General features: G+C 68.7%; 23 protein-coding genes and 5 pseudogenes. 8 read left to right on the forward strand and 20 right to left on the reverse strand.

Annotation, left to right across the window (positions count from 1 at the left end; genetic code table 11):
- Positions 1 to 139: 139 nt before the first annotated feature.
- From ACFYOY_RS33090 to ACFYOY_RS33100, 3 genes are all read right to left on the reverse strand, one after another.
- Positions 140 to 1,504 (reverse strand): MBL fold metallo-hydrolase, encoded by a 1,365-nt coding sequence (locus ACFYOY_RS33090; RefSeq protein ID WP_351901311.1) that lies wholly within the window; start codon positions 1,502 to 1,504, stop codon positions 140 to 142.
- A gap of 183 nt (positions 1,505 to 1,687) precedes the next feature.
- Positions 1,688 to 2,389: a rhodanese-like domain-containing protein gene (locus ACFYOY_RS33095; RefSeq protein ID WP_388591187.1), complete on the reverse strand. Its 702-nt coding sequence runs from the start codon at positions 2,387 to 2,389 to the stop codon at positions 1,688 to 1,690.
- Positions 2,390 to 2,858: 469 nt separating this feature from the next.
- A complete protein-coding gene (locus ACFYOY_RS33100; RefSeq protein ID WP_351901307.1) occupies positions 2,859 to 3,014 on the reverse strand; it encodes a hypothetical protein in 156 nt (51 codons plus the stop codon).
- Positions 3,015 to 3,472: 458 nt separating this feature from the next.
- Between ACFYOY_RS33100 and ACFYOY_RS33105 the strand changes: the two genes are divergently transcribed.
- On the forward strand, positions 3,473 to 4,117 hold the full coding sequence (locus tag ACFYOY_RS33105) for a sigma 54 modulation/S30EA ribosomal C-terminal domain-containing protein (protein ID WP_388591189.1): 645 nt from the start codon (positions 3,473 to 3,475) through the stop codon (positions 4,115 to 4,117).
- Positions 4,118 to 4,162: 45 nt separating this feature from the next.
- Complete coding sequence (locus ACFYOY_RS33110; protein ID WP_351901303.1) at positions 4,163 to 4,366, forward strand: hypothetical protein; 204 nt, start codon at positions 4,163 to 4,165, stop codon at positions 4,364 to 4,366.
- A gap of 122 nt (positions 4,367 to 4,488) precedes the next feature.
- Here the strand turns inward: ACFYOY_RS33110 and ACFYOY_RS33115 are convergent.
- The 6 genes and pseudogenes from ACFYOY_RS33115 to ACFYOY_RS33140 form a co-directional block, all read right to left on the reverse strand.
- Positions 4,489 to 5,574: pseudogene (locus tag ACFYOY_RS33115) on the reverse strand (phosphoribosyltransferase family protein); the annotation flags it as partial.
- 270 nt (positions 5,575 to 5,844) lie between these two features.
- The gene (locus ACFYOY_RS33120; protein ID WP_351901299.1) at positions 5,845 to 6,510 is read right to left on the reverse strand and encodes a lysophospholipid acyltransferase family protein; all 666 of its coding nucleotides are present in this window, start codon (positions 6,508 to 6,510) and stop codon (positions 5,845 to 5,847) included.
- Between the two features lie 191 nt (positions 6,511 to 6,701).
- Positions 6,702 to 7,034 carry a potassium-transporting ATPase subunit C gene (locus tag ACFYOY_RS33125; protein WP_351901296.1) on the reverse strand — a complete coding sequence of 111 codons (333 nt, stop codon included), beginning with the start codon at positions 7,032 to 7,034 and terminating at the stop codon, positions 6,702 to 6,704.
- Positions 7,035 to 7,096: 62 nt separating this feature from the next.
- Positions 7,097 to 7,354, reverse strand: a pseudogene (locus ACFYOY_RS33130) (potassium-transporting ATPase subunit B); the annotation flags it as partial.
- Positions 7,355 to 7,849: 495 nt separating this feature from the next.
- Positions 7,850 to 8,314: a hypothetical protein gene (locus ACFYOY_RS33135; protein WP_388591192.1), complete on the reverse strand. Its 465-nt coding sequence runs from the start codon at positions 8,312 to 8,314 to the stop codon at positions 7,850 to 7,852.
- 82 nt (positions 8,315 to 8,396) lie between these two features.
- On the reverse strand, positions 8,397 to 9,611 hold the full coding sequence (locus ACFYOY_RS33140; protein ID WP_351901292.1) for an amidohydrolase family protein: 1,215 nt from the start codon (positions 9,609 to 9,611) through the stop codon (positions 8,397 to 8,399).
- Between the two features lie 103 nt (positions 9,612 to 9,714).
- On the opposite strand from ACFYOY_RS33140, the gene ACFYOY_RS33145 reads away from it, so the two are divergent.
- Positions 9,715 to 10,182, forward strand: coding sequence for a MarR family winged helix-turn-helix transcriptional regulator (locus tag ACFYOY_RS33145; protein WP_351901290.1), 468 nt, complete (start codon positions 9,715 to 9,717; stop codon positions 10,180 to 10,182).
- A gap of 97 nt (positions 10,183 to 10,279) precedes the next feature.
- Complete coding sequence (locus ACFYOY_RS33150; RefSeq protein WP_351901288.1) at positions 10,280 to 10,522, forward strand: hypothetical protein; 243 nt, start codon at positions 10,280 to 10,282, stop codon at positions 10,520 to 10,522.
- Between the two features lie 109 nt (positions 10,523 to 10,631).
- Here the strand turns inward: ACFYOY_RS33150 and ACFYOY_RS33155 are convergent.
- Positions 10,632 to 11,390, reverse strand: a pseudogene (locus tag ACFYOY_RS33155) (integrase); the annotation flags it as partial.
- A gap of 642 nt (positions 11,391 to 12,032) precedes the next feature.
- Here ACFYOY_RS33155 and ACFYOY_RS33160 point away from each other — a divergent pair.
- A complete protein-coding gene (locus ACFYOY_RS33160; RefSeq protein ID WP_351901286.1) occupies positions 12,033 to 12,545 on the forward strand; it encodes an ATP-binding protein in 513 nt (170 codons plus the stop codon).
- A 23-nt stretch (positions 12,546 to 12,568) separates the two neighbouring features.
- Here the strand turns inward: ACFYOY_RS33160 and ACFYOY_RS33165 are convergent.
- The 8 genes and pseudogenes from ACFYOY_RS33165 to ACFYOY_RS33200 all read right to left on the reverse strand — a co-directional run.
- A pseudogene (locus tag ACFYOY_RS33165) lies at positions 12,569 to 12,829 on the reverse strand (IS5/IS1182 family transposase); the annotation flags it as partial.
- A 152-nt stretch (positions 12,830 to 12,981) separates the two neighbouring features.
- Positions 12,982 to 13,956 carry an NAD(P)H-quinone oxidoreductase gene (locus ACFYOY_RS33170; RefSeq protein ID WP_388591324.1) on the reverse strand — a complete coding sequence of 325 codons (975 nt, stop codon included), beginning with the start codon at positions 13,954 to 13,956 and terminating at the stop codon, positions 12,982 to 12,984.
- 316 nt (positions 13,957 to 14,272) lie between these two features.
- A complete protein-coding gene (locus ACFYOY_RS33175; RefSeq protein WP_351901284.1) occupies positions 14,273 to 14,608 on the reverse strand; it encodes a carboxymuconolactone decarboxylase family protein in 336 nt (111 codons plus the stop codon).
- The gene (locus tag ACFYOY_RS33180) at positions 14,605 to 15,162 is read right to left on the reverse strand and encodes a hypothetical protein (protein WP_351901282.1); all 558 of its coding nucleotides are present in this window, start codon (positions 15,160 to 15,162) and stop codon (positions 14,605 to 14,607) included. The genes ACFYOY_RS33175 and ACFYOY_RS33180 overlap by 4 nt, the downstream gene beginning before the upstream one ends.
- Positions 15,163 to 15,535: 373 nt before the next feature.
- Complete coding sequence (locus tag ACFYOY_RS33185; RefSeq protein ID WP_388591196.1) at positions 15,536 to 16,537, reverse strand: MFS transporter; 1,002 nt, start codon at positions 16,535 to 16,537, stop codon at positions 15,536 to 15,538.
- Between the two features lie 308 nt (positions 16,538 to 16,845).
- Entirely contained in the window at positions 16,846 to 17,073 is a 228-nt protein-coding gene (locus ACFYOY_RS33190) for a carboxymuconolactone decarboxylase family protein (protein WP_388591326.1), read from the reverse strand.
- A 44-nt stretch (positions 17,074 to 17,117) separates the two neighbouring features.
- Positions 17,118 to 17,198, reverse strand: a pseudogene (locus ACFYOY_RS33195) (XRE family transcriptional regulator); the annotation flags it as partial.
- A 306-nt stretch (positions 17,199 to 17,504) separates the two neighbouring features.
- Positions 17,505 to 19,337 (reverse strand): protein kinase, encoded by a 1,833-nt coding sequence (locus tag ACFYOY_RS33200; protein WP_388591198.1) that lies wholly within the window; start codon positions 19,335 to 19,337, stop codon positions 17,505 to 17,507.
- A gap of 311 nt (positions 19,338 to 19,648) precedes the next feature.
- Here ACFYOY_RS33200 and ACFYOY_RS33205 point away from each other — a divergent pair, with 311 nt between their 5' ends.
- Complete coding sequence (locus ACFYOY_RS33205) at positions 19,649 to 20,059, forward strand: hypothetical protein (protein WP_351901274.1); 411 nt, start codon at positions 19,649 to 19,651, stop codon at positions 20,057 to 20,059.
- A gap of 164 nt (positions 20,060 to 20,223) precedes the next feature.
- Here ACFYOY_RS33205 and ACFYOY_RS33210 read toward each other — a convergent pair whose 3' ends face one another.
- Positions 20,224 to 20,958, reverse strand: coding sequence for a DUF4232 domain-containing protein (locus ACFYOY_RS33210; RefSeq protein WP_388591200.1), 735 nt, complete (start codon positions 20,956 to 20,958; stop codon positions 20,224 to 20,226).
- 668 nt (positions 20,959 to 21,626) lie between these two features.
- Between ACFYOY_RS33210 and ACFYOY_RS33215 the strand changes: the two genes are divergently transcribed.
- Together ACFYOY_RS33215 and ACFYOY_RS33220 are read left to right on the forward strand one after the other, a co-directional pair.
- Positions 21,627 to 22,175, forward strand: coding sequence for an HAD domain-containing protein (locus tag ACFYOY_RS33215; RefSeq protein WP_388591328.1), 549 nt, complete (start codon positions 21,627 to 21,629; stop codon positions 22,173 to 22,175).
- Positions 22,176 to 22,594: 419 nt separating this feature from the next.
- Positions 22,595 to 23,584: a CehA/McbA family metallohydrolase gene (locus ACFYOY_RS33220; protein WP_388591202.1), complete on the forward strand. Its 990-nt coding sequence runs from the start codon at positions 22,595 to 22,597 to the stop codon at positions 23,582 to 23,584.
- A 140-nt stretch (positions 23,585 to 23,724) separates the two neighbouring features.
- Here the strand turns inward: ACFYOY_RS33220 and ACFYOY_RS33225 are convergent, their stop codons facing one another.
- On the reverse strand, positions 23,725 to 24,087 hold the full coding sequence (locus tag ACFYOY_RS33225) for a hypothetical protein (protein ID WP_351901266.1): 363 nt from the start codon (positions 24,085 to 24,087) through the stop codon (positions 23,725 to 23,727).
- Positions 24,088 to 24,180: the final 93 nt, after the last annotated feature.

The following is a 24,180-nucleotide window of genomic DNA, read 5'->3' on the forward strand; positions in this document are numbered from 1 at the left end:
CGCCCACTGTGTCCGCTGTCGCCGGCCACCGGCAGCCCGTCCCCGGTGGCGCGGGGGTGGGCCTGATCGGGGCCGAGGCGGCCAGGATCGTGGCGGGAGAGGAACATCGTGTGCCTTCTGTGCAGGTGGAGCAAGGGATTCAGGGCCGGGTGACGCTCAGGCCCGTGTCGGCGGCTGCCTCGAAGCCGTCATCGATGGCGATGACCTTTCGTCCGGACGCGTCGAGGAGGGAAGCGGCGATCGCCGCGCGCATCCCGCCGGCGCAGTGCACCCACACCGTGCCGTCCGGCACCTCGCCGACTCGGCCGCGCAGCTCGTGGATCGGAATGTGCACGGAGCCCTTGATGAAGCCGTTCGCACGTTCGGAATCCCGGCGCACATCCAGTACCACCACGTCCTCGCTGCGCTCGTGTACATCGGCGAGGTCGGCGAAGCGGGCGCGGGGGAAGGAGGCGAGCCGTTCCCCCTCACGGACCCAGGTGGCTGGATCTCCGGTGGCGGCGGCGGCCGGGCGGTCGATGCCGACCCGGGTCAGCTCCCGCTGCGCGTCGGCAATCTGCGCCCAGGTGTCACCGAGCAGGGTGACCGGCTTGCCCCACGGGATCAGCCAGGCCAGATAGGTGGCCAGCTTGCCGGTGCCCTCGAAGTTGAAGGAGCCGGCCACATGGCCGTCGGCGAAGGCGACCCGGCTGCGCAGGTCCACCACCCACTCACCCGCCGCCAGCCGCTTCGCGATCTGTGCGGCGTCGGCGGGCTCGGGCGGGGTCAGGTCGACGGGCGCGGGGCCGGCGGCGTTGGCCGGGCCCATGTGCGTGTAGTAGGCGGGCACGTCTTCCAGTCCGGCCAGGACCCGCTTCACGAAGGTGTCCACGTCCAGGGTGAAAGCGTCGTTGCTGGTGCGTTCTTTGCCGATCGTGGTCGCATCGCCCTCGGCCTGGGAGGAGGAGCAGAAGCTGCCGAAGCCGTGCGTGGGCAGCACAGGCACCTCGTCGTCGAGCGTTGCCGCCAGCCGGTGGGCGGAGGTGTGCTGCGCGCGGGCCAGGCGCTCGGTCAGCCGCGGGTCCACCAGGTCCGGACGCCCCACGGTGCCGATCAGCAGCGAGCCGCCGGTGAAGGCCGCCACCGCGCGGCCGTCCTCCTCCAGTGCATATGAGGTGTGGTGCGGGGTGTGGCCCGGGGTGGTTATCGCACGCAGCACCAGGTGCCCGTCCACCTCGAACGTGTCGCCATCCGTGACGGGAGTGCGGGCGAAGGAGACGTTGGCGTCGGCCGGGACCAGGTAGCGGGCACCGGTGAGGCGTGCCAGTTCCAGCCCGCCGGTGACGTAGTCGTTGTGCACGTGCGTCTCCGCCACGTAGGCGATGCGCACCCCTCGCCGGGCGGCGGCGACGACCACCTGGTCGACGTCCCGCGGCGGATCGACCACGACCCCTGCTCTCGGACCGCCGGCCAGGTAACTGCGGTTGCCCAGCCCCTCGAACTCCAGGGTGTCGACAAAAAACATGGTATGACTCGTTTCTGAGATGGCGTACCCGGGCGATTCCCGTCTCGGGAAACCATCGCCATTTGCACAAACGATCACCGCCTGAAATGGCGGTAGGGAATTTCCCGAAGGGTGCGAGGCGGATGGCGCGCCCGGCCGGCCTCATGCCGGCGGACGTATGCGACGGTTATCCTTCTGCTTTCGTCAGTCCTCACGTACCGCAGCTTTGGCACGGTCGCCGTTGTTCACCGAGTCCTCGCGGTCGGGAAGGGCGACCGGCAGCCCTGCCGCTTCCCATGCCTCAAGGCCGCCTGTCACGCTGTAGACGGAGGACCGGCCCACGCGGATCGCCTGCGCTCCGCCCTGCATGCTGCGATTGCCCGTGCGGCAAACGAAGGCCAGTGGGCCGTCAGGCAAATCTGACAGCGAGGCCGGCAATGTGCTGAGCGCGGCGTGGACGGCGCCCGCCGGGTGACCCGCTGCCCATTCATCGTCTTCGCGGACATCGACCAGCGTGAGCTCCCCGTCCACGACGCGGCGACGCGCCTCGACCGGAGACAGGCCAGCGGGCGTGTGACCGTCGCCGGAGCCCGGGCTCTGCGCGGGCAGGACCGTCCGGATCGCTTCGTAGTTCGAGGCATGGGCGACGGCTATCTGCTGTCCCATCATCGGGCAGACATTCATTGCCTCTTCCCAGTGAGCGGTGGACTCCCATTCCGCCACGTTGACGAGAGGGAATTTGCTCCCCGGAACGATCGTGCGGAACATGTACGTCCGAATGAAACCGGGCTGAGCTGCCATCACGTCCGCAGCGTCCTGCCAGGCGTCGAGATACGAGCTTTCCTTCTCCTCGTCGATCTCGATCGGAATGATCACAACGTGGCGATTTTCCATCTGCAACCCCATCTGTCCTGCAAGGCAATTACGACTTCTGGCGTGCCGTTCGAGCCGGAGAGGTTCCCGGCGGCTGAGGGAACACGGCCGAGTCCGAGAGGTACCGGCTTTGGCTTGTGAGCCAGCACTTTCTGGATGCAGCCTGCGCGCACATGCCTATGAGAGGCAAATAGCCTTGCTGAACTGGCAAGTCGGTCGGTGCGATCGATACACCGTCGGCGGATTCGGGTAGCCACCACTGGCGCAGCCGGGGGCGCTGCGTCTGTCGCAAACACAGACGTGTCCGTGATCAGCACTGGCGAACGTGGAGCTGTTGGCCCCAGAACCGGGCCGGCTCGACGCTGTCGGGTGTGGTCATCAAGATCTCCTTACAGGCGCGGAAGGCGGCCCCCGTGGCCAAAGTCCTCACCCGCCGCTCAGTAGGCAAGCCGCATTGCTGGTCCAGCAAACGGCGGAAGCGGGGACAGGGTGCAGGTTGTCGTCAGGCGGGCGCGTGGCTGAGCTGTCCGAAGAAGCTGCGCAGGTCCGCGACGAGGAGGCGGGGCTGTTCGACGGGGGCGAAGTGGCCGCCGAGCACGAGCAGGCCACGGAAGGTGACTGCGTAGGCGGTGACCGCCCCAGGTGCGGCCCGCGTCACCCATAGCAAGTCAGTTTGCTGTGAGAGGTGTTGCGGGGTGACGGTGCCGATATGGATACCAATGAGCTGAAGAGCGCCGAAGGCCGCACCTGGGACGTCGTCGTGGTCGGCGGGGGCGCCAGCCCATGATCGAGCGGCTCATAGCCGTTGCGGCACTGAACGGACGTGAGGTTCTGCCCCACGCCGGGAGCACCACTGGGTCAAGGGAGCTGGTCCGCGAGGGAGCGGGGGCGCTGGCCGTGCGCGAAGAGCCCGAAGGCGTAAGTGTGGAAAGTGGAGTATCTCGGCGCGAGGAGGCTGCCATGAAGCGATCGGCACCACTACACGCTCCTGAGATCCAAGTGGAGGCCCGGGGGCAGGTTCCTCCCGGCGCCGTCGAATACGCACGGGAGAAGGTAGGAGCACTCATCGGCCGGACTCGGGGGCCGGTCCTGTTCGCCCGCGTCAAGCTGACCCACATGGCCAACCCGGCCGTGGAACGACCGGCGCTCGCCCAGGCCAACCTGGACGTCAACGGGCAGCCCGCCCGCGCACACGTCGCCGCCGGAACCCTGACCGAGGCCGTCGACCTGCTCCAGGACCGGCTCGCCGCACGGTTGGAGCGCCTGGAGGAGCACGGGGAGGCCCGCCGAGGCCGCAGACCCTCGCCGGGCCCGCACGAGTGGCGGCACGGCAGCGAGCCCGCCCACCGCCCCGACTACTTCCCACGTCCGGTCGAGGAACGCCAGGTCGTGCGGCACAAGTCCTTCTCCCTGGTCCGCGAGTCACCTGACGAGGCCGCCTTCGAGATGGAAATGATGGATTACGGCTTCCACCTGTTCACCGACATCGGCACCGGCGAGGACACCGTGCTGTACCGGTCCGGCCCGACCGGCTACCGCCTCGCCCAGGTGCACCCCCACCCGCACCTGGCCGGCCGGGTGGCCGTACCGCTCACCTTCAGCGACATTCCCGCCCCCCGGATGAACATGGGCGAGGCAAAGCAGCGGCTGGACATGACCGGACTCCCGTTCGTGTTCTTCACCGACGACACCACCGGGCGGGGAAACGTCCTGTACCACCGCTACGACGGCCATTACGGCCTGATAGTCCCCGCCGAGTAGCGGTCCCGGGGTAACCGCCCCGCCGACCCCGTAAGGAGCCACGACATGGCACAGAACCACACCCCCGAAGCCGCTCCTGGGCTGGAAGCCCGCCTGAGCCGGCTGGAGGCACAGACGGCAACGCTGGCCGAGGCCGTGCGGGCGCTCGCCCGCGGATTGGAGAACATCCCGTCCCAGGACACTCCGCCCGAGGAAGCGGCACACGGCGCACGACTCGCCCACGAGCTCCTGCTCTCCCAGGGACTGTAGACGCGCCGTCGCGCCGCAAGACGACACTCGGCGGGGCATCGGGCAGGCGGACCGGCCGAAGAACCACCCACAGCCGGGTACCGCCGCGTTCAGAATCGGGCCGCCGCGTGAGGAGCCGGATCGGAGACGACCGCGGCGATCCGCGCGCCCGGTTCGGCAGCCGCCCACAGTGCGGCGCCCGCGCCGGTGCTGGCGCCCGCGCCGGTGCTGGCGCCGAAGTACCCGACTGCAAGCCCTTCCGTCTCGGGCTGTCCGCGCAGCCAGCCGGTGGCATCCGCCAGACGCCGGGCCAGCAGGCCGGTGTCGAAGACGTTGGCCCGGTCGGTCTCCTCCTCCTCGGTGAGCAGATCGAACAGCAGGGTGCCCAGCCCGGCCCGGTTCAGTCCGGCCGCCACGAACCGGTTGCGCGGGCTGTGCCGACTGCTGCCACTGCCATGCGCGAACGCCACGACCCCGGTCGCGCCCCCGGGCACGGTCAACTGCCCGTGCAGCACCATCGCAGCTGTCCGTACGTCCACCTCCCGGTCCTCGGGCCCGGCGTGACGCGACTCGGTCCGGCGGGTGCTCACCGGGCGGGCGACCGCCTCTTCCAGACAGGCGACGACCTCATCGTCGTCGGTCTGGGAGAAGTCGGAGTAGAACTGCCCGATCGCATAGAAGTTCCACGGGGTGTGCAGGCAGACCAGTTCGTCGGCGTCGTCGCCCAGCCGCGCGGTCCAGCCGTGCGGTGCCACGGGGACGGCCAGCACGATCCGTGCGGCTCCGCGGGCGCGGGCGATCTGGCAGGCCGCGCGCGCCGTCGACCCCGTGGCCACCCCGTCATCGACAACCAGCACCGTGCGGCCCTCCAGCCCGACCGGCTTCCGCCCGCCCCGGTAGTGCCGGGCACGGCTCTCCAGCACCTCCCGCTCACGGGCCTCGACCCGAGCCAGCTCCTCAGGCGTGATGCGCGCGGTGCACACCACCTCGTCGTTGATCACGCGGACGCCGCCCTCGCCGATCGCTCCCATCCCCAGCTCCGGCTGGAACGGCACGCCCAGCTTCCGCACCAGGCAGACATCCAGCGGCGCGCCCAGCGCCCCGGCGACCTCCGCGGCGACTGGAACCCCTCCGCGGGGCAGCCCCAGCACCACCACCTCGGCACCCTTGACATGCCGCAGCCGGGCAGCCATCTGCCGGCCGGCATCACGACGATCGATGAAGAGCACGATCCGACCTCCTCATCCCGGAGGAACACGGCGGGCAGCGTGACGCCCTGGACTTTCATCCTCGCCCCGGCAGGCACCGGACGCGCATCGCTGCGGGACGCGCTCTTCCGTCGCCTCGGATGCCGTGCCCTGGTCGGCACGTCCGCACCTGAGCGAGAGAGCGCTGCTGCTCAAGGGGGCATCTCCCGGACCTCGTCGGTACGGGCGCCGCCACGCCGACGAAGAGCCCTTTCGCCGTCCACAATGCCGACGGCTGTCGGCGAACCGGCCTCACGACGCGACGGGGATCACCGGCTCGCCTAGTCGTCGGGCAGCGGTGTACCAAACCCGGGTCAGGGCACTGTGGGCCTGGGCCAGGGCCTGGACCTGTTCACCTTCGATGCGCAGGGGTGCGCCGACGTGCACCCGTAGCCTCGGGCGCCGCAGTGGAGCGCTGACCAGCCTGGCCAGCAGTTCGACGGTGCCGCCCGATGCCAGTGCCCGGGCTCCGGCCTGGCCGAGGGGCACGACCTGGGCGCCGGTCCGGCGTGCGAGATGGAAGAGACCTGGGTGGAAGGGCCGGGGCGGGGCTTCGCGCACGCCCTCGCGGCGCGGGAGCCCGCCTTCCGGGTAGAGCAGGACGGACCGGCCCGCGGCCAGCGCAGCCCTGGCGTCCCGCAGTGCTTGCGCGGCGCGCGGGTCGTGACGGCGCACCGGGATGTGCCCCTCTCGAGTGAGGAGCTGACCGAGCAGGGGGATCCGCCACAGTCCCGCGGCCGCCAGGACGGCGGGTTCGGTGCCGAGGCGGCGCAGTGCGGCGAGGACGATCGCAGGATCGGTCAGGGAGGTGTGGTTGGCGATGATGATGCTGCCCGCGGGCGGTGCGGAACCGGTGTCCGTGGTGATGTTCAGGCGGCCGAAGACGGGCACCACGACGCCTGCGATGCGACTGAGCACGACACCATCCCCAGTGTGATGACAACCGGTAGTCGCCCTCCTCGTTGCCACGGCGGCGAGCGTTTGACGATCAGCCTATGCCGCGCGCGCCGCCAGGAGGATCTTCCGGGCCGTGGCCTCTCATCGGAGCGCGGCCGACGACACCACCCCCCAGGCGCACCTGCCCGGGGCCGCCGGGCAGGGCTGACACCTCACGTGCGGTCGGCCAGTGCGGAGTTGAGCTCGACGACGGTCACACGTTCCTGGCCGAGGAAGCCGAGGACGCGGTCCCTGACGTGGCCGGCGACGCGGCAGCGTACGGTCGCGGGCTTCGGACCGCGGGTCTTGGCGACACGGTTCACCTGCTGGTACGCGTAGTCCGGGGAGACGTGCGGATCGAGCCGGACCCGGAGGCGATGACGGCGTCCGCCGACACGTCCCCCGGGGGTGCCCCCGTCGAACGCGGCGACGGCGGCCCGACGCCGCCTGACCGTCCTGACCAGCTCGGGATTGCTGGGGCCGAGTTTGGAGGCACCGGAGGCCACGGGATCGTATCCGTCGGCGGACGGGGCTGGCTGGAACCATCCCGGGCCGGGCCTGAGCGGGCCTCGGCGGAGGAAGGCCGGTAGCGGACGCCGCGCAGGGCGAGCCGGATCAGCGCGACGATGACCAGCGGGTTGAAGATGATCGCGGAGGCAATGGCCGAGGTCGGGCGGTGCAACCGCATGACGTTGAGCCTCTCCAGACCCGGATACGCCACGGTGAACATCGCGGGGATGAGCACGAAGTACTTCGCCACGTCGTTGGCGATGGAGAAGGCGGTCAGCGCGCCCCGTGTAATCAGCAGCTGTTTGCCGACGTCCACCCCGGTGACCGGCAGGAACTGGCGGTCGTGCGCCTGCACCCCCTGCCGACCGAGCAGACCCGCCTCCTCGCCTCCGCCCGGTCGGCGGTGCACCGCGCCACTCAGCTCGTCACCGGCCTCGAAGACCTCAACCGACTGCACACCGGAGCCCTGGACCTGTACCTGCGACCCACCGACCTCGACGACCTCGGCACCAGCGGCCACACCGTCGCCCCTCGGCTGCCGGAACAGCTTCCCCATGTCCTGGCCGACGCGGCGGCCCTGCTCACTCGTTCAGAGGGGGCCAGGGGATCGGGCAGCGTGCCCCCCGGGGGACCGAGACGCGGGCCACCGAAGTCCCGCCTGGTGGCCCGGTCGGCGGGGCCTTCGGGCCCATGGCGTGTCCGTTCCCACCCGTCCCATCATGGGAGGGCGGGTCCGCAGACGAGGCTGTGAGGGAGATGTCCGACGCGACCACGACCGACCTCTACAAGGTCACGATGGCGATGGCCGCGGTTACGCGCGCATCACAGGCGTGTGGTGAACCTGCCGTCGGGGAGTTTCCGCAGCCAGCCGCGGTCGACCAGCCTGACCGGCCCCGCGCAACGGCTCCAGCTTGGCCCGCACACTGATGTCCACCCCCAGCATCTCGCCGGCCTGACGGGCCATGACCGGCCCGGCGGCCTGCCGCACGACGGCGAGGATGCGCTGGTAGTCCGACGGGAGCATGTTCTCCTCCACGTCCGGCGCGCGGTGCGGGATCAGCATCACGGCCCGTCCACCCACCTGCCCGGGCGCCGGCATAGCCGAGGCGCGCTCGTCGGCGAGCTGCTCGCTCACCCGCTCAAGGACACGCTCAGCAACAGCGAGTTCATCCCGCTCCGCCCGTACCTCCGCCAGCTGCTTAACCAGTTGTTCCTCGAGTTCGTCCAGTTCCGCGCGCCGCGCGGTAATCCGTTCCAGCGGCTCGGGATCCAGCATGCAGCGGATCGTAGAAGGTCGCCGTACCGCGGCGAGCAAGAACCGGACAGTTGACTCCTTCCTTCAAGGGGAAGTGCTGCGGTCATGCCGCCAGGCGGGTGCCGCGGCGCCAGACGGCGCGGGTGTTGAGGGTGTCGCTGATGTTGTGGGTCGGGTCGCCGTCGACCAGCAGGAGGTCGGCGCGGAGTCCCTCGGCGATGCGGCCCCGGTCGCTGAGGTGGAAGCGGCGGGCCGTGGTCGCCGTGGCCGCCCGCAGGGCCCGGGAGGGCGTGAGTCCGGCGGCCACCAGATACTGCAGTTCGTGGTGCAGGCTCGCTCCGTGTGCCAGGCCCCCGAAGAACGTCTCGGGCATGGAGACGTCGGTGCCGGCCAGCACGTCGACGCCGGCGGCGTCCAGGGCGCGCACGGTGGCGTACACGTCGTCGAGCTTGCCCTGCGGGTAGCGGTTGTAGCTGGAGCGCAGGGTCCGGTCCCACTCGCTGTCGAGGCGTGCGGCAACTCGGGGGTCGTCGGCGAGGTCGCTGCCGGTGATCCCCATCATCGATGCATTGAGGGTGATGCAGGGAATGACGAACATGCCTGCGTCCTTGACGATGCTGATGATCTCGGCGGTGTGCGGCTGGTCCATGAACACGTGGGTGACGCCGTCGATGCCGGCTCTGGCGGCCATCCTGGTGGCCTCCACGGTCAGCGCGTGGGCCACGGTGAGGGCGCCGTACTTCTTGGCTTCGGCGACGCCGGCGTTCACGGTGGCCTGGTCGAGCGAGGGCAGCCCGGGGTGTCCCTCCACGCTGCCGTCGTCGATCATGAACTTGATGAAGTCGGAGCCGCGGGCGAGGAGCTGAGGCACGAAGGCGGCCGCTTCCCCGGGCGTGGTGGAGAACGGCATCAGGGGCATCACCGGGGGGAGATCCCACTTCGGCCGGAAGCCTTCGGGCATCAGCTCGCTCGGGTGGCCACCGGGCGGTGTGATGGCGAAGCCTGAAGAGCGCACGTCAGCCAGGGTGTCGTCGTCGGCGATGGGTCCCCGGTTCTCCCGGGTGTTCATCCCCTGCATCTCCAGTTCGGTCGTCACCCCGAACCTCAGGGCGAGAGCCAGGGAACCCGGGGCGGAGTGGACATGGGCGTCGATGAGCCCCGGCAGCAGCGTAGCGCCGCTGCCGTCGACGATCTCGCTGCCCTGAGGAGCGTCGCCACCGACACGGGCGATCCGCCCGCCGTCGATGACCACGGTCCGCACGCCTGTCGTCTTCTCCCCGTCGAAGATCTGCGCGCCTGTGATCGCGGTGAGTGCCATAGCGGTCCGCTTCGTTCCTTCGCTCGTCCATGATTTACATACCTGATGCTATGCAATTGCCTGGTGGTATGCAAATGTGCGGACCGGGCCTAGACTCGGTCACATGAGCAGCGCGTCCTTCTCCGAGCAGTCTTCCGACGACCTGGCGCTGGATCAGATCGGCCCGGCGCTGTCACGGTTGCGCCGCCGTGTACCGGCATCGAGCAAGGACCTGTCCCGCAACCTCGTACTCAATGTGATCGCCGATGCGCCGGGCGAGACGACCGTCGGTGGCCTTGCTGCCGAGATGGGCGTCGCCCAGCCGGTGGCCAGCCGGACCGTCGCCGCCTGCATCGCGGACGGTCTGCTGCGCCGGACGGCGTCCCAGTCCGACGGACGCCGCACCGTGCTCGAACTCACCGAACACGGCGAGGCCGAACGCAACCGCTTCGCCGCCGAACAGCGCAAAGCGTTCCAGGAGATCACCGCCGCCTGGTCACCGGAGGAGCGGATCCAGTTCGCACGCCTCTTGGCTCGATACGGAGCTGACGCCACCGCGTGGTCCGGGAAACAGGTAGCCGACCGCGACTGAACGAGCGGTGCCCCGACACTGCATCATGGCGTGGAACCCCTCCGTGGTGGGCCACGTCTTCTCTGCAGAAGATCATGGTCATAGGAGAGGACGCAAGGTGAGTGACCGCGAGCGAGGTCAGGACACCGAACCCGCGCCCACCGGAGACGCTTCCTGGTGGGCCGGGCTCAGGCTGACCGGAGGAGTGGTCCTCGCTGTGAGCGGGACAGCGCTGCTCTCGTGGCTGATCCTGCACGGAGGCACAGCTGACAACGACTGGTCCCGCTACTACGGGGCCGGCAAGATCATGGCCATCGGATGCGTCATTGTCGGCACGACGCTCCTGGCCCGCCGCCGCTAAGGCGGTGTCCTACGTGTAAGGGCGGACGAGTGCGCCACCAAACTCCCGCGCACTCTGCTCGTCCTGACAAACCTCGAGATCAACCGCTGACGGATGATCTTGTCCGGACGGGGAACTTCCCGTCCCTGTCTCTGATCATGAATCGTGCCCGGCAGCCGACGTCCTCGAGGTCCATGACCAGGTTCTTCGCCGCCTGTGTGACCCAGGATGCGGTCGGGTGCGCGGTGGCGCCAAGGATCCGGATGCGGCGACTGCTGTGTTCGATCACCACGAGTACGTACATCCGCGCGCCGGACAAGGTGACCGCCTCAAAGAAGTCACAGGCCAGGAGGGCGTCGGCTTGGAGGCGCAGGAAGTCGGCCCACGTGCTGGAGCTCCGGTCGGGCGCCGGATCGACGCCGGCATCCTTCAGGATCTTCCAGACGGTCGAGGCGGCCACCTTCACCCCCAGCACGAGCAACTCGCCGTGCTGCCGTCTGTACCCCCACTGCGGATTCTCCCTCGCCAGACGCAGCACCAGAATCCGGATGGACCGCGCTGTACGAGGTCGACCGGGTCGCTTGGGACGCGGCAAGGCGGCATGACGGCGCCTGGTGAGGTCGCGATGCCAGCGCAGCACCGTGTCAGGACGCACGAGCAGCCGCACACGCCTCAGAACCGGCAACGGCAGCCGGTGCAGCAGCGCCGCCAGGAACGCCCGATCGCTCGGCGTGAACCGTGCTCGATCACCACCGAGTTGGCGCTCGAGCACTGTGACCTGATGGCGGAGGGTCAGGATCTCCGCATCCTTGTCCCGGTCGCTCTTCGGCAGCAGACGCAGCAGCGCGAACGCGTTGGTCACTCCCGGATAGGCCAGTCGCAGCAGCACGGTCGATCGTCATGACGCGTCGACTGCCATCTGCGCGAGACCGCCGACTCGAGCGACGAGGCCGACCACCGCCAGCCCGGGTGCAGGCCTCCGACCAGGACGGATGACATTCTCGGCAAGCGCAGGGTTCTGGTCCGACACCAACCCATACGTCACGCTCCGGCTGGAGATAGAGAAGCGCCTGCTACCCCATGCCCAATGTGTTCCATCCCCTACGGCGGGCAGCACCGCCAGCCGGTCAGTGCGGGAGTCCCCTAAGCCCGCTGAATACGAACGCTGGTTCCGGTGCTGACAGCCTCGCGCAGAACCGATATCCGTCCCTCGCAGGGTCGGCTGCCGACTCCGCCGACGCCGTCGGCTATAGTCAAGACATGTGCTGCTGCGCTCCCATGACTACAACCGCCGCTTAGCGGCGGTACCGCGGTTACTGTAACCGCGGCCATTGCCTGCCCCCGCATGGGGCAGTGCCAGGACGTACCGCCGGATCAGTGTCCTGCCGGCAGTCACTCGTATTCCTGTGATGCCGGGTCGTCCTGCCTGATCAGGGAAGTCATGTCTCAGTCGCAGCGTTTCGATTCACAGCACCCGTATGCAGCCGGACCCAGCGCTACGCAGCACCCGCGTGCCGCCACCCTGCTCCTGATGGTCGGGCTCCCCGGGGCTGGGAAAACCACCCGTGCCAAAGAGCTCGCCGCAACCCACCGGGCGCTGCGGCTGACCCCAGATCACTGGATGATCCCGCTGTTCGGCGATTCGATGGCCGACGGCAAACGCTGGGTGCTCGAAGGGCGGCTCATCTCGGTCGCCCTACAGGCGCTGCGGCTGGGGACCAGCGTCGTACTCGACTACGGGCTCTGGAGCCGCGATGAACGGTCGGCACTGCGCTGGCTTGCCCGGTCGGTCGGGGCATCATGCCAGGTGGTCTACCTGCCCGTGGACAAGGACGTCCAGCTCGCCCGCATCGTGCACCGCCAGGAAACAACACCGCATCAGACGTTCCCGATGAGCGAGGCCGACCTGGATGCCTGGCGGGAGCAGTTCCAGGTGCCTGACGCCGCCGAACTCGACGGCGGCGAGATCCCCACCCCACCGGCGGGCTGGCCGAGCTGGCCGGAGTGGGCGGTGGACAAATGGCCCTCGTGCACCGACAGCTAGCCAGGGCGCGTTTCGGAAAGTGATCAATGGGTTGTGCGGGTGAGATCTTTGACCCAGATCATCGATGCGCGCAGGTGGAGGCCGGCGAGGTAGCTCTCCGGGGTCTTGTCGTACCGGGTGGCGATGCCTCTCCAGGCCTTCAGCTTGTTGATCAGCCGCTCGACGGTGTTCCGTTCCTTGGAGAGATCGGCGTCGTGGCTGACGGGCCTACCCCCCTTGCTGCCCTTCTTCCTCCGGTTGGCGGCCTGGTCCCTCTTCTCCGGGATGACGGCCTTGATGGTGCGCGGCACCCCGTGAAATCCAGCAGCGAGGCGAGGTACAGGGCAGTGGACTCGGAGTGCCAGGGGGGCGAGCTGAACCGCGATCGGCAATCCATCTCGGTGAGGTTGGCTGTCCGGTCGGTGCTGCCGACGGACAGGGGAGCGCCCGCAGGAGGCTAAACGGTCAGCACCACTTTGCCGACCACCTTGCCGTCCGCGAGGAGTTGATGGGCCCGTGCTGCGCTGTCCATGGGGACGACACTGTCCACGACCGGCCGGACGCGGCCGCCGGTCACCATGGGCCACAGGTTCACGCGGACTGCGTCGACGATCTCCGCTTTCTGGCGGTGACTGCGTGACCGAAGAGTCGTGGCCGCCACCGACCCGCGCTTCGCCATCAGTTCACCGATGCCGAGAGGCGTGGGGGAGACGTCGCCCCCGATTATCACGAGACGTCCGTCAGGGGCCAGGGCGCGGATGTTGCGGGTGAGGTAGGGCGCTCCGACGATGTCGAGAATGACGTCTGCGCCGTGCCCGTGCGTGCCCTCCCAGACCGCGGTGGCGAAGTCCTCCTCGCGGTAGTTGATCGCGAGGTCGGCTCCGAGTTCGATGCTTCTGGCCGCTTTGTGTTGTGTTCCGGTAGTGGCCAGAACCCGGGCACCCAGTGCCTTGGCCCATTGGATGGCCAGACTGCCGATGCCGCTGGTGCCGCCGTGGACGAGCAACGTCTCGCCCGGCTTCAGCCGGGCCAGCATGGCGATGTTCGAGTAGACCGTACAGGCCGCTTCGGGCAGGGACGCGGCCTCCTCGAAGGAGAGGTTCGCCGGTTTGGGCAGGACCTGGGCCGCGGGGACGGAAACGGCTTGTGCGTAGCCTCCGCCGTTGAGCAGTGCGCATACCTCATCCCCCACGGCCCAGCCGTCGACGTCTTCACCGACCGCGCTGATGGATCCCGAACATTCGAGCCCCAGCAGTGGTGAGTCGTCCGCCGGTACCGGGTACATTCCTTGGCGCTGCAGGAGATCGGCGTTGTTGACGCCGCTGGCCCTGACGTCGATGACGACCTCGCCGGGTCCGGGTTGCGGCGCCTCGATGGTGGCCCACTCCAGAACGTCCGGAGGTCCCGGGGTGCGCATCACTATGGCCTTCATCATTCGGTTCATTCCCTCACTCGCTGATTTGTGTGCTGACTCATGAGCGCTCACACGGCGCGTATCTCGCATGCGCCGGTCCCCGAACGTTGTTGGTAATCAGGCATACAAACGAGATGCAGCAGGCGAGGACGGCAGGCGCGAAGCCGAAGAGGCAGAACGCCTGCCAGGAAGCGGGCTGCCGCGACCGCGGCGAACCATCCGGCCATCGTCTGTCGCCATCGGGACTCCTGCTGCGCGGGAGGCGCAGATACGGTTCTCGACGACCGTGGAAGGACGGCAATGGGGGTGTCCGTGGGACGCGGTGTGTGCGTTCTCAGTCAAGGAGCGTGCGGGCCGCGATGGCCGAGGCGCTGATGGCTGCGGGAAAGCCTGCGTAGAACGCGATGTGCGTGATGATCGCCCCGAGTTCGGCCGGTGTCACGCCGTTGTCGACGGCGCGCCGCAGCTGCGCGGGCAGCTCTTCGGGGCGGTAGAGCGCCACGACCGCGGCGACGGTGGCGATGCTGCGGTCCCGGGGACTGAGAGTGGGATCTGCCCACACCTCGCTGTACAGGGGGTCTTCCACCAACTCGGTGAGGGCCGGGGTGAAGGCACGGGCCATTTCGCGGGGCGACGGGGGTGGGGCATGCACGCCGGGCTGATCGGTCACCGTGAGCTCCGTTCCAGGGCGTGGCGCGCGATGCTCGCGGCGAACAGCGGAGTTTCCCGCCTGTTGTGATCACCGGAGGCGGCCTGCCGTGCGGCCGCGGCCTCCTCGAAGGTGACCCCGTTCTTCTCGTTGAACTCCATGAACTCCTGGGTCGGGTAGCTGGTGACCTGGTTGGTGTAGGTGAGGGTGCCGTCGCCGTTGTCCTTGGCCGACAGGTCCCAGATCACCTGGACCGTCGTCCAGCCATGCGGAGTGAGCACATCGGACAGGGACACCATGTGGCAGTGGTGCTTCTCGGTGGTCTCGGCCACGTAGTGCTGGACCACGAGCCCGGTGCCGATCATCTCCACGTTGATCGACATCGGCCGACCGTCGTCGGTCGTGGTGTAACCGGCCGCCTTGTGGTCGGGCGGACAGCACCGCTGGTATTCCTTGTCCGGAAGGTTCAACAGCCAGTCGGCGATGTCGATTGCGTCCCAAGGCGCGTCGAGCGGCGCGTGTTCCGTCGAGGTGGACAGGACCAGATCGGACAGGACCTTCTTCGAATCACTCATTGCTTGCTTCCTTTAGTGAGGGCCACGGCTGGAGCCGGGTCGGCTTGTGCGGGGCCGACGCTGGTTCGACCGCCCTTGGTAACCCGTCGACCGGCTCGCGGGCTTCGACGGGGGCGGGGTGAAGAGGTGGAACAGGCCAGATGCCGCCGTGGGTGCGAGCACGGGGATCACCGGTGCCGCGGCACCCCTGCTCGCCTCCCCTGATGAACCAGTTTAGAACTGTTGAACCGGTGTCGCATTCCCACCAGCGCACCGTCGATGTGCCCGCATTGTGCATTGAGCACCGTGATCTTAGATTGCAGGCACGAGCCTGCTGTGCAGGCGGGCGGGCCGATGGGACTATTCGGCATCGAGGAGGCTGTCGAACCACTCGCTATGTCCTGGCTGCGAGCGCGGCACCGAGCGCGGCCAGGGCCGCGGCGACCAGGGCGGTGAAGGTCCAGCCGACGTGCGCGAACAGCAGCGCCCCCGCCGCGGAACCGACGGATCCGGCTGCGAAGTAGGCGGTCATGTAGAGGGTGTTGAGGCGTGCGCGCGCCTCGGGACGCTGCCTGAGGGCCTGCGTCTGATTGGCGACATTGCTCACGCGTGCACCGGAGTCCAGCAGCAGCGCCCCGACGATGAGCGCGCCGGCCGACAAGCCCCACAGGCCAGCGATGAGGAGGCCGAGAGCCAACACACTGGCGGCGCCCACGGCGAGGCCCCGTTGCATTCTCCGGTCGAGGAACCGGCTGATGGCCAGCACCGTGGCGGTGCCTACGACGCCCACCAAGCCAAGCAGCCCCGCGCTGGTCGTCGACCAGCTGTGCGCCGGACCGATCGCATACAACGTCACCGCCGTCCAGAAGACATTGAAGGCGGCGAAACCGGCAGCCGCGGTGAGCGCCGCCCGTCGCAGACCGGGCTCACTTCGAAGGAGCGGAAGAAGCGACGCCAGAAGGACCCGGTAGCCCAGCCCGTTGCGCACGGGCGGCTCGGGCAACCGGCGCAGCGCGAGGTGCACGACTAGCGTCATCAGCGCCGACAGCACATACACCGAACGCCAGCCGAGGACACCGTCGAGCACCCCAGCGATGACGCGGGCACCTACGATGCCGCCGAAAAGGCCAGCCGTGATGCGCGCAGTTGTGCGTCCCACGGCCTCCCGCGGCGCCAGCGACGCGGCTGCGGGCATCAGGATCTGCGCCAGCACGCTCGTTGCTCCCAGCAGCACCGATGCCGTTGCGAACACCGGGTAGCCGGTCGCAGATGCTGCCAGCGCCAGGGCGATCAGCCTGCCCGAGTCCAGCCAGCGCATCAGCCGATGCAGCCCGGCCTTTCCCAGGACGGGCACCACGAGGAGCAGCCCTGCCGCGTAGCCCACCATGGTGATCATCGGCAGCGTCCTGACTCCAGGGGTGTCCTGACTCCCGCCGCCCTGCGCCCGCACCTTGGAAGACGGGATCAGCGGCTCCGCGATCTCCCACAACCCGTCCGGAACAATCCAACTCCACGTACCCCGCCCCGCCCCATGTTGAGTCCAATGACCCATCACCACATAGGACACGCGCTCTAAGGCGCTGGCAACCAGCAGCCGTAGCGCGCGAGGTGGAGCACGCGCACGGCGTGCACCGGTTCGAGCTGGAGTGCAGCGGGTGGCACACCGGCCGGTGGACGAAGGACGTCACCGCGTCCGCGGTGGCCTCACTCGTGCGAGCCTTCGTCCTCGGAGAAGTAGCCGGTCTCCTCCCACCCGGGCAGCACGGCGATCCTGTCGTGGTTTTCGCCCTTCTTCAGAGCGTCGCGGGTGTGCATGCACAGGCAGAACACGCAGCCGTTGATCTGGGAGATGCGGATCTTCAACAGCTCGATCAGGAGCGAGTCAAGGCCCGCCGCGGCGGCGGTCTCTTCGACCTCCGCCGACCGGGCGATGAGCGCCTTGTCGGCGCCCGGGGCGCTGCTTACCGATGCGGCTGCTACAGGTCGAACTCGATGTGCTCGATGTCGGTGAAGCGGACCTCTTCCAGCTGGCCGGCGCGGCGGCCGTTGTCCTGGAAAGGGCCAGCTCGACTTCACCGGGCCAACGTGCTGGCCCGGCCTCGCCGCGCACGACATCCCACCCGCACAGAGGGCACCTGCTGTCGGCGACCGCCAACGACAGGTGCCGATCGGCGACAGGACCTGTCGAGACAGATCGCCGGACACCCGTACTGGTATGGGCCATCGGCCACACCGGCCGCGCGCATGGAGCTCAAGGAGCTCGCCCGGCGTGAGGTCGGGCGATGACAATCGCCGCCCAAGCGGAGGCATGGTCCGTGCATCACCCGCGGCGGCCGCTTACCACAGCCAGCCGTGAGGCCTCCTCACTCGCTCCAGCGGTCTGAAAACGACCGAGCGCTCAGGGTGTCGGGGTGATCGGGACCCAGGACGCGTGCCGAGTCGGCCACGACCTCGGCCAGCAGGCGTGCGGCCTCCGCGTGATCCCCCGCTTCTTCGAGGCAGCAGGCGTGAAGGAAGCGGGTGCCCAGGGTCTCGGGGTCGTCGGACCCCCGTACACGCGCGTTGTCCGCGATGAGCTCGGCCAGCAGGCGTGCGGCCTCCGCATGCTCCCCCGCTACTCCGAGGCAGTAGGCGTGGAGGAGGCGGGTGTCCAGGGTTTGACGGGAGTCGGGTCCCTGCACGCGGGTCCGGTCGGCGATGAGGCCGGTCAGAAGGCGGGCCGCTTCCGCGTGTTCCCCCGTCTGTCCGAGATGCAGGGCGTGCCGGAAGCGGACATGAAGAGTGTGGGGGTGGCCGGGTCCCCGCACGCGTGTTTGGTCCGCGACGAGTTCGGCCAACAGCGGCACGACCTCCGCGTGCTCCCCCGCTTCCCCGAGGTGATGGGCGTGGAGGTGGCGGAGGTTAAGGGTCAGGCGGTGGTCGGGTCCCCGCAGGCGCGTGAAGCCCGGGATGAGTTCGGCCAACAGCCGCGCGGCCTCCGCATGCTCTCCCGCGTCCCCGAGGTGGCCTGCATGCTCGACTCGGAGGTAAAGGGTGTCGCGGTGATCGGGTCCCCGCAGGCGCATGCAGTCCGCGACGAGTTCGGCCAGCAGACGCGCGGCCTCCTCGTGCTCCCCCGCTTCCCCGAGCTTCAAGGCGTGTCGGCGGCGGCGGCGCAGCGCGCGGGGACGGGCGGGCTGGGGCACGCGCGCGGAGTCCCCGGTGGGGCCGGCCGTGTGGCCTGTTGGTTCGGGGGCGTCCCGTTGGCGTGCGGTGATCGTGGGCGCGGAATGGAGCAGGGGCGGTGTGATGACGGGCTCGGTGTACCGCGCGGTGGCGGGAGTGGCGTGTGTGTCGATGAGGGTGGTCACGGCCTCCGGCCAGAGCGGGGTGAAAGGGAAGTCGTCGGGCGCATCCCAGTGTGCGGCGATCCGTTCGAGGAGTTGCGCGGGGGTGGGCCGGTCGGCCGGCTTCTTCGCCAGGCACGCGATGACCAGGGCGCGTACCGGGTCCGGCAGCCCGTCCAGCCGTGGCTCTCCGGTGACGACGCGGTGCAGGATGGCCAGCGGCGGGCCCTGGCCGAAAGGTTCGCTGCCGCTGGCGGCGAAGGCGAGCACGGCTCCGAGGGAGAAGACGTCGCCGGCCAGACCCACCGGGTGGTCCTCCACCTGCTCCGGCGGCATGAACCCCGGAGTGCCGATCGTCGTGCCGGCCCCGGTCAGCGCGGTGCTGTCCATCGCCCGGGAGATCCCGAAGTCGATCACGCGTGGGCCATCCGCGGCCAGCAGCACGTTCGACGGCTTGAGATCGCGGTGGAGCAGGCCCTCGCGGTGGATGGCCTGCAATGCCTCGACCAGCCCCGCCGCCAGCGGCCACAGCGCGTCCTCCGGCAACGGGCCGGCTGTGGCTACGGCCTCGGCCAGGGACGGCCCCGGAATGTAGACCGTCGCGATCCACGGCGGATCGTCCTCCGGGCCCGCCGCCACGACCGGCGCGGTGAACGCGCCGCTGACCGCCCGCGCGGCGGTGACCTCCACCCGGAAACGACGCCGGAACTCCGCCTGCACCGCCAGATGCGGATGCACGATCTTCACCGCCACCGCCCGCCCACCCGGCGACCGGCCCAGATATACCGTCCCCATCCCCCCGGCGCCCAGCCGGCCACGCAACACGAAATCGCTCACACGCACCGGATCCCCAGCCGCCAGCGGCTCCATGGCGCCCCCTCCACCGGAACAACACACACGAACAACCAGTTCGAGACCTACCCAACCATCAAAGCCTGACCGCCTAGTTCGAAACAGGCACTCAGCCCCATCAGCTGCCGGGGTCACGTCCTCATCGGCCTGGCTTCCCCACGGGCGGAGGCGGTCGGCCCGGTCGGGAGCCGCACAGGGTGAAGGAGCAGCCCCATGGCGACGTCGTCAGGCCCGCGGCGATCCACGCTTGACGCCCAAAACACGCACTTTACTATGTCTTGACTTTGCGGGAGTATGCAAAGTGACGGATCAAAAGGGGGAGGGTTTCAATGAACCATCGCTGGCCAGCTCGTTTATTCACCGTAGGCGCAGCAGGTCTTCTTGCGTTCGGCCTGCTGACATCCCCCGCCTTGGCGGGAACGAACAGCAGCTATTCGATGTCCGGATCCGATTACGAGCACTGCCCCATCGGTGCGCAAGGACGCTTCACGCATACCAACGACCACTTCAGCATCCGCAAGGTGTGCGGCTTGGACAACCGGCACGGTGTCCTGCTCGGCGACGTGCGAGGAGACTCCGCTCCGGAAGTCGTGGTGTGGTCCGATAAGCAGTCCGGCTCTGCAAATGGGCGGGATTACAACGTCCCCGAAGGGACCATCGTCCACGTCAGGGCATGCATCGGCGACCGTGACGAAGGAACCTACTGGCGTTGCGGTCCCTGGAGGAACGGCACGGCGTAAGAGCTCAAACGCAGGTGAGCCCCGGACCGGTGGTCCGGGGCTCACGTGTACGCGGGAACGGCTGGCTCAGCGCGAGCCTCTGACAACGGAAAGTCCGCTGCCCTGGTGCGTCACACACCAGGGCAGCGGTGTAGTGGGCCTTCCTGGCACAGTCTGTGAGCTGGTCAGCCGATGGGGTTGACGAAGGTGCCGGGGTGGGTGGCGCTGCGCTGGTCGACGAGGGTGTCGGTCTCCCAGGGCCACTCGATCTTGAGGGCCTTGGTCTCGTTGGGCGGGGTGATCTCGACCCAGGCCGGCTGGTAGAAGCCCTCTTCCTCCTTGGTGAAGGCGAGGTTGAGAGTGAACTCGGTGCTCTGGCCGGCCGCCACCTCCACAGAGCTCCACTTCTGCGAGGAGCGGACCAGGGACCAGCGCTCGCCGCCGTTGATCGAGGTCAGGTCCACACCGGGGAAACCGCCGAGCTTGCAGGAGTAGGAGCCCTTGTTCATCAGGACGATGGTGGCGGTCGTCCCGCCTTCCCCGTCCTCGTTCGGGACCGGGAGCGCGTCCTCACCCGTGGCGAACGCGGCTTCCAGGTTTTCGGTGCGGCAGCGCTCGACGCCCGCGTGCGCCCTGCCGCCGCCTTCGGTGGCGGCCTGCCCGCCACCCGACTGATCCTCCGCGGTGCCCGCCTCCGAGCCCCCCTTGGCCTTGGCGTCGGAACCCTGCGCACCGCCGGAAGAACCAGAGGAGCCGCTGGACCCGGCCGGGGCCGTGTCGGCCTGGCCCGCGGACTTCGTGTCACCGCTGTCCGAGCCGTTGCAGGCCGTCAGGGTCAGGGCGGCGGCTGCGGTCAGGACCGCGGCGGCGACGCGGCGGGTGCGGCGGCGGGCGATGCGGGCAGTGGTGTTGGAGCGCATTTCGGGTCCCCCAGAGCGGTCGGTGTCGTGGTCTGCTCGGTACGACAACAACTCTGACCGGAGCCACTACCGCAATCGTGCCGCCCCGCTAACATCCGGCTAACACGGATGTGACCAGGGAAAAGACGCCAAGGGCAGGCCCGTCCCCACCATGGCGGCGAGCAGGGCAGGCCGATCAGGGAGCTGGCGCCGGTGTGCCCGAAGGACACCGCCCACCGTGCCATCGGCACGGAATGGAACCGGTCCATCACGCCGGACCAGCGACGTTCTGCTCGGTCGCATACGCCCGCCGCGCCTCCGCCTCGGCACACTGCCAGCGCTTCGCCAGATGCGGGACGGTCAGGCAGCGGTCACCACGGCGGCCGCGAGCGCGGTCCCAGGCTGTCTGTTCCGTAAAGTTCAGTCTCAGACCCTGGCCTGCCGGTAGCGCCAGGAGCCCGCTCAGGACTGGGTCCCTCGAGGGGAAGGTACGGATAGCCGTCCACGATGACTTCCATTGCTGTTTTGGGCAGCAGTTGCGGATCTTGAGGCCCGTGGATGTTCACCATAGCGGCACGGTCTCCGACGAGGTTCTGTGATCTCGCCTGAGTCGGCAGGCAACAGGGGCGGAGGTCAGCCCCTCCTCATCGAGGCGACCGATGGTGGTGCCGTCGCTATCCTGTGCTGCTGTGACTGGCTCTGTGCGGCTTCCGCTGATGTTCCTTGATGTCGACGGACCGCTCATCCCATTCGGCGCGGAGCCGCAGCAGTATCCGACCTATGCGACAGGCGATCCGCGTGAACACGACGCGAATCCGCTCCTGACCAGGATCAATCCCAAGCACGGGCCCAAGCTGGCTGCGCTTCCGTGCGAGGTGGTCTGGGCCACGACATGGATGGATGACGCCAACGAGTACATCGCTCCGCTGATCGGCCTCCCGCAGCTGGCCGTGGTGGCCTGGCCAGGGCCGTCCGACATCGATGACCAGGACGTACGCAACGGATTGCACTGGAAGACCCGCGCCCTCGTCGAATGGGCGGCGGGGCGGTCGTTCGTCTGGGTCGATGACGAGGTCACTGACACTGATCAGGCCTGGGTCGCCGCCCACCATCCGGGACACGCCCTGCTCCACCGAGTCGATCCCCGCCTCGGCCTCACCGATGGCGACTACGCAGCTCTCGACTCGTGGCTGCGACAGCCGTCGGGGCGAAGGAGGTCCGGCGGCGATGCATGGTGACGGCCCGGCGCCCGCACGGCGGCGCCGTCGAGCGGGAACCCGGGTGATCGACTCTCCGCGCAAGCGGAGGTGAGCCCCTGGGCGGAGCACCGGCGGAGCCTGCTTTCCCCCCGGCTCTGCGGGCGAGCTGAGGCGGCCGCCATCCCGCTCATCGGCTTCCTGCGCGAGGTGGGCAACCTGGCCGACGACTCCGGGGATGATGACGGCGACGGCGGTGAGTCTTCCGGCACTCGGGCAGGTTGTTCCAGTCGGAATTGATGAATGACTCTCGGGCGGCCATGTCCTGGCGGGCCTTGGCGGAGTCAGAATGCGGCCGAGCGGGTGTGCTCGATGCGTATGCGCGCCAAGTCGGCGCTGGGAACACTGTGTCGACTGGGCTCGTTCGTCTGGCGGTTGGGCCGTCGTAGACGAGGAGAGCGATGCCGGACTCGGGATTCCCACCTAGGCAAGCGCGTGGCCGAGGAGCCAGCTGGTATCGCGGAGATTGCCACATCCACTCCGTGTACTCGGACGGTGAGCTCACTCCTGAGCAGCTGGCAGCCGACGCTCGCACAGTGGGACTCGACTTCATCGCCACCACGGAGCACAACTCCTCGAGCGCGCATAGTGCCTGGGGGCGCCATGCCGCAGATGATTTCTTGGTGCTCCTGGGTGAGGAGGTGACCACCAAGACCGGGCACTGGCTCGCTCTCGGCATCGCCCCGGGCCAGGTGATCGACTGGGACTATCGCGTGGGGGACAAACTCATCGGCCGATGCCTGGACAAGGTCCGCGAATCCGGTGGACTGTGCGTGGCCGCGCACCCGCACGCGCCCTATCCTTCAGGCAGCTTCATGTACCCCTACCAAGACCTCGATGTGGTCGAGGTATGGAACGGGCTGTGGACGTCGGACCGGCCGTGGAACGCCGACAACGAGGCCGCCCTCGCCGAGTGGGGGCGAGGACTGGCGGAGGGAATACACGCGGGGCGCTGGCAGTCGGCCATGGGCAACAGCGACACCCACCTTGAAGGTCAGATCGGCATCCCGCACACCGTCGTGTTCGCCGAGGATCTGAGCACGCCGGCCGTCCTCGCGGGAATCCGTGTGGGCCGCAGTTGGATCACCGAATCAGCTGCCGTCGATCTGTCGCTCACGGCCGTCGCCGCCGACCACAACGCGGGGATCGGCGAACGCCTGGCAACCCACGGGGAACCCGTCATAGTCCGCGCGCACATACGCGGTGTCCCATCGGCGACGGTCAGCTTCCACACCGACCGGGGCAAAGTCCACCGCGAATCGCTGCCAGACTCCGGCGTGGGTACCGCAGAGTGGCACACCACCTCGGAAGACTCGGCGTTTGTCAGGATCGAGGTACGCCATCCCCGTGGCTATATGGCCGCTCTCACCAACCCGATCGTGCTGACTTGACCTCCGGATTGCTCGGGCGATCCTCCGCGCAGGCGGAGTTAGCCGTACAGCTGACTGCACGGCAGGTCGCGGTTCCGCCCTCTTCGCGCTGGCAGAGGAGACGTGCCCCGGCGCTCTTCAGGAGGACTGCTCCCGGCCGATCACTCTCCCGGAAGTTCGACCAGAGACAGCAGACCGCCGAGCACCGCAAAGAGGGCGAGGAGCGCGGCAGTGGTCGTGACGCTGACGAAGCCGTCGGCCACGTGACCACCAATGATCAACCATGCCACGGCCCCGACCAGGACGAGCAGATGGTTGCCCCGCTCACCCAGCAGCCGCATCCCCGCCCACAACAGAACCGGCATCGACAGGAAGCCCGTGATCAATGCGATAAGGCCCTCGAACCACCCGGCGCCCATCACGCGCCCACTGGCCTCGGCTACGTCGTCCGCCCACTCCAGCAAGGAGGCCCACACCCAGTAACAGACGATGGCCGCCGCAGCCGACACGAGCGTGCCCTTCACTCCGCGGGCAGTCCTGCTTCTCGCCACGTCACCACAGTTTCACGAAACAGTGACGGCGGCCTGAGTACGGGTACTCAAATTCAGCTCGCTGCG

The organism is Streptomyces sp. NPDC007875, from assembly GCF_042868035.1.
In the GTDB taxonomy this organism is placed as follows: domain Bacteria; phylum Actinomycetota; class Actinomycetes; order Streptomycetales; family Streptomycetaceae; genus Streptomyces; species Streptomyces antimycoticus.